Here is a 3,716-nt window from a genome sequence, read left to right as displayed (position 1 = left end):
AAATAAAGACCCTTCAAAGGTGAGTTACTTATCTTTGAAGGGTCTTTTAGCATATATAATAGTTTCGCTACAATTCCCTAAAAGGTCAACAAATTTACAAAAATACCATGAGTATGTTATAAATTGGTGAATCCTTTAATTGCGAATTTTCGTATATATAAGGTGAATATAAGAATATGTATAGTAGAGGAAAAAATTTAGAGGAGGAATTATTTTGCCTAGCAATGATGAAAAGCTTTTTGCCATGTTAATTTATCTGTTGAATTTACCTTTTCCTATTATAGGTCCGTTAATTATTTGGCTGATTAAGAGAGAAGAATCATCTTTTGTTGATTATCATGGGAAAGAATGCTGCAATTTAATAATATCTTATACGATTTATACGGCTGTAGCTAGTATTTCTATTCTGTTACTTATTGGTTTTGTACTTTTACCATTAGTAGGACTTCTTTTGTTTATTTTTAATATTATTGCTGCTGTAAAAGCATACGGTGGTGAAAAATACCGTATACCATTGGTTATTCATTTTATAAAATAATAGGTATGTCTTGCTGGGTGATGGCTAATATAGTCATCACCCATTTTCTAAAGTGCCCCAGAATAGATACGATAGTTTACATATTACTTATTTTTGTTAGAGTACATAAATAAGTGATCCAACTGAAGAGGTTGGATCACTTGCGCTAAAGTATTAATTATTTTAATCAAATAAAATACTAACAGACTTTTGCTCATGTACACGTGTGATAGCTTCACTTAACAACGGAGCTATGGACAATTGCGTTATTTTAGCTATTCTTTTTTCTTCATAAATTGGAATACTGTTTGTTACAACCAATTCTTTCAATGGAGAAGCTTGTAGTTTTTCAATAGCTAATCCAGAAAGTACTGGATGAGTGGAGCATGCATATACTTGTTTGGCACCATGATCGATAAGTGCTTGCGTACCTTGTGTAATCCGAGTACCAGTATCAACGATATCATCAATGATAATCGCTGTTTTTCCTTCTACATTACCTACTATATCTGTCTCTTCAACGCCATTAGGGGCTGACCTTCTTTTATCCACGATTGCAATTGGTGCATTCATCCGATCAGCCATTTGTCGCGCTCTTGTAGCACTTCCATGATCAGGTGAAACAATCACGACGTCACTTAACTGTTTCGTATTAAAGTAATCAGATAACAGAGGGATACCAGCTAACTGATCAACCGGAATATTAAAGAATCCTTGAATTTGTGATGCGTGTAAATCTAAAGATATGATCCTTGTTGCACCAGCTCTTTGTAGTAAATCGGCTACAAGCTTGGCAGCGATCGGTTCTCGTGGACTTGCTTTACGATCCTGACGTGCATACCCGTAATAAGGGATAACTACGTTAATTGTTTGTGGCGAAGAACGCTTTAAGGCATCAATCATGATTAACAATTCAATTATATGGTGGTTTACAGGGTCACTAGTGGACTGAATCACATACACATCGGCACCACGAATACTTTCTTCAATATGTATTTGAATTTCGCCATCACTAAATTGCTCAACAACACTCTTTCCAAGTTCCATTCCTAAATTGGCAGCCACCTCTTCCGCAAGTGCGGGATTGGAGCTTAATGAAAAGAGTTTGATTGGTGAATCTTGGTATTGATTTGACATGGGAGTACCTCCTATAGTTAACCTTGCTCGTCGATTCAAAATTATGTAAGTAATCGAATTTCCATCTTTATAATTCTTTGTGTTTATTTTACATAACTTTAAAGGTGCGAGTCAATTTAACAAGCCTAGCTACTACAAATTGTTTGTGGATTTTTAGAAAATGAGCAAATAAACAAGGACAATTCTCTTATATATCGAAATAGATATTATGATTACAAAGTTCTCATAATAATAAGGAGGGTTCAATCATGGATAAAAGTGTATTAGAAACGAATCTAATTACTCAAATTGGGATAATTGTAAGCGATATCAGTAAAACATCTACAGCATATGCAGCATTTTTTGGTATCGATCAGCCGGAAATAATTATGACGGATATGGTTGACAAAGCACAAACAGAATACAAAGGAAAGACATCTGTCGCAAGAGCTAAGTTGGCATTTTTTGATATGGGTTCATTGCAGTTGGAATTAATTGAACCGGATGAGCACCCTAGTACATGGAGGGAGTTTTTGGACGAACATGGAGAAGGTGTTCACCATATTGCATTCGCTGTTGAGGGGATGACAGAAAAGATTAATTTAATGGAAGAAAAAGGTATGCCATTAGCTCAAAAAGGTGAATTTACAGGCGGAAGATATGCGTATATGGATACATTTAAAGAGTTGAAAGTATTAATCGAATTACTAGAAAATGATTGAGGTGGGGGCTATACATGAATATTTTAATCACTGGTGCCAATAGAGGCTTGGGTTTAGTACTTGTAAAGCAGGGATTAGAATTAGGGAATCAAATTTTTGCGGGTGTAAGAAATTTATACGATCCAAGTGTAGGGCATTTACATCAGCTTCAAAAACAATACGAAAGCAAATTGGATATTATTCATTTAGATGTAACCGATGAAAAAACAGTCATCGAAGCAACGAAAAAATTAAAGAACAAAAATCAACATCTAGATGTAATAATTAATAACGCAGGTGTTCTAATAGAAAGAGATAAAACAATAGAGGAATTAGATGTAGAAGCCTGCTTACGGTCCTTAGATATTAATACTTTAGGTCCAGTTCGTATTATTAAATATTTTATGCCATTGCTGGAGCAGGGGGATAAACAATCGATTATTAATATTAGCTCAGAAGCAGCTAGCTTTACGAATGCATATAGTGGCGATTACCCATATGGTCTGTCTAAAGCTGCCTTAAACATGCTTTCTGAGAAACTACATGTTTATTTGAACGCGAAAGATATAAAAGTCTTTTCGATTAATCCTGGCTGGATGAAAACAGATATGGGTGGGGATAAAGCACCAACCGATCCTTTAGATTCAGCAATTGGAATTTATGACATTATCTTTGGAAAAGTAAAACCAGATAGTAGATTTGTATTTATCAACTATAATGGGGAGGCAATGTCCATATAATCTAGGAGGAGATGCAGGTGACAACAAAAATCACAGCAGTACTAGGAGATTATTATCATCAGAAGAAACTGGCAGTAGCATCGCTAAAAGCATCTGTTGCTAGCCTAGACGATGTGGAAGTTTCCTATGTAGCTGTAGAGGAGTTAGTAGAACACTTAGAAAGTAATCCAAATATAGTAATCTTATTTGCTGAAAATAGAATCAATCCTGAGGAAACCGATGTAAGAAGATGGATGGATAAAAGTGCTGCTCAAGCAATTACTGATTATGTGAATAACGGTGGGGCGTGGTTGGGGTGGCATTCAGGTATGGCTTCTTATGAAACGATAGAACCTTATATCGATATGCTTCGAGGATGTTTTACGTATCATCCGAAAGAGCATCAGCTTGTAACATATGAAAGTAGTGGATTGGAAATAGGCAACAATATTCGTTATCAAATTTTAGACGAGCACTACTTTGTTCAATCTGACGAACATAATACTAATGTTTTTCTAAAATCAGAATCAATTGATGGTATATCAATAGCTGGATGGTATCATCAGTATGGAAAAGGCAGAGTGGCTTGTTTTACACCTGCGCACCGTGAAGAAGGTTTGATGCATCCTATTACTGTTCAGTTATTAACCAATTGTATTCGAT

At 35.3% G+C, this 3,716-nt stretch carries 5 protein-coding genes; 4 read left to right on the top strand and 1 reads right to left on the bottom strand.

Annotated elements, in window-relative coordinates; all coding sequences use genetic code 11:
• The first annotated feature begins 214 nt into the window (after positions 1–214).
• A complete protein-coding gene (locus tag ACI6MV_RS24695) occupies positions 215–538 on the top strand; it encodes a DUF4870 domain-containing protein (RefSeq protein ID WP_407272968.1) in 324 nt (107 codons plus the stop codon).
• A gap of 162 nt (positions 539–700) precedes the next feature.
• On the opposite strand, the gene ACI6MV_RS24690 is transcribed toward ACI6MV_RS24695, so the two are convergent.
• Positions 701–1,654, bottom strand: a complete 954-nt coding sequence (locus ACI6MV_RS24690) for a ribose-phosphate diphosphokinase (protein WP_407272967.1) — start codon at positions 1,652–1,654, stop codon at positions 701–703.
• A gap of 248 nt (positions 1,655–1,902) precedes the next feature.
• Here ACI6MV_RS24690 and ACI6MV_RS24685 point away from each other — a divergent pair, with 248 nt between their 5' ends.
• From ACI6MV_RS24685 to ACI6MV_RS24675, 3 genes are all read left to right on the top strand, one after another.
• Positions 1,903–2,355: a VOC family protein gene (locus tag ACI6MV_RS24685; protein WP_407272966.1), complete on the top strand. Its 453-nt coding sequence runs from the start codon at positions 1,903–1,905 to the stop codon at positions 2,353–2,355.
• Positions 2,356–2,369: 14 nt separating this feature from the next.
• On the top strand, positions 2,370–3,074 hold the full coding sequence (locus ACI6MV_RS24680; protein ID WP_407272965.1) for an SDR family oxidoreductase: 705 nt from the start codon (positions 2,370–2,372) through the stop codon (positions 3,072–3,074).
• A 17-nt stretch (positions 3,075–3,091) separates the two neighbouring features.
• Positions 3,092–3,716, top strand: a 625-nt coding sequence (locus tag ACI6MV_RS24675; protein ID WP_407272964.1) for a ThuA domain-containing protein, incomplete at its 3' end; no start/stop codon positions are given.

It is taken from the genome of Radiobacillus sp. PE A8.2 (assembly GCF_045635475.1).
GTDB lineage: Bacteria > Bacillota > Bacilli > Bacillales > Amphibacillaceae > JBJGXI01.
The sequence above is the reverse complement of the archived record's forward strand: the minus strand, read 5'-3'. Positions and strand labels throughout refer to the sequence as shown.

Excerpts from the sequence above, each read along its gene's own strand:
- ACI6MV_RS24685 (WP_407272966.1), top strand. The coding sequence starts at position 1,903 with ATGGATAAAAGTGTATTAGAAACGAATCTAATTACTCAAATTGGGATA.
- ACI6MV_RS24680 (WP_407272965.1), top strand. The coding sequence starts at position 2,370 with ATGAATATTTTAATCACTGGTGCCAATAGAGGCTTGGGTTTAGTACTT.
- ACI6MV_RS24690 (WP_407272967.1), bottom strand. The coding sequence starts at position 1,654 with ATGTCAAATCAATACCAAGATTCACCAATCAAACTCTTTTCATTAAGC.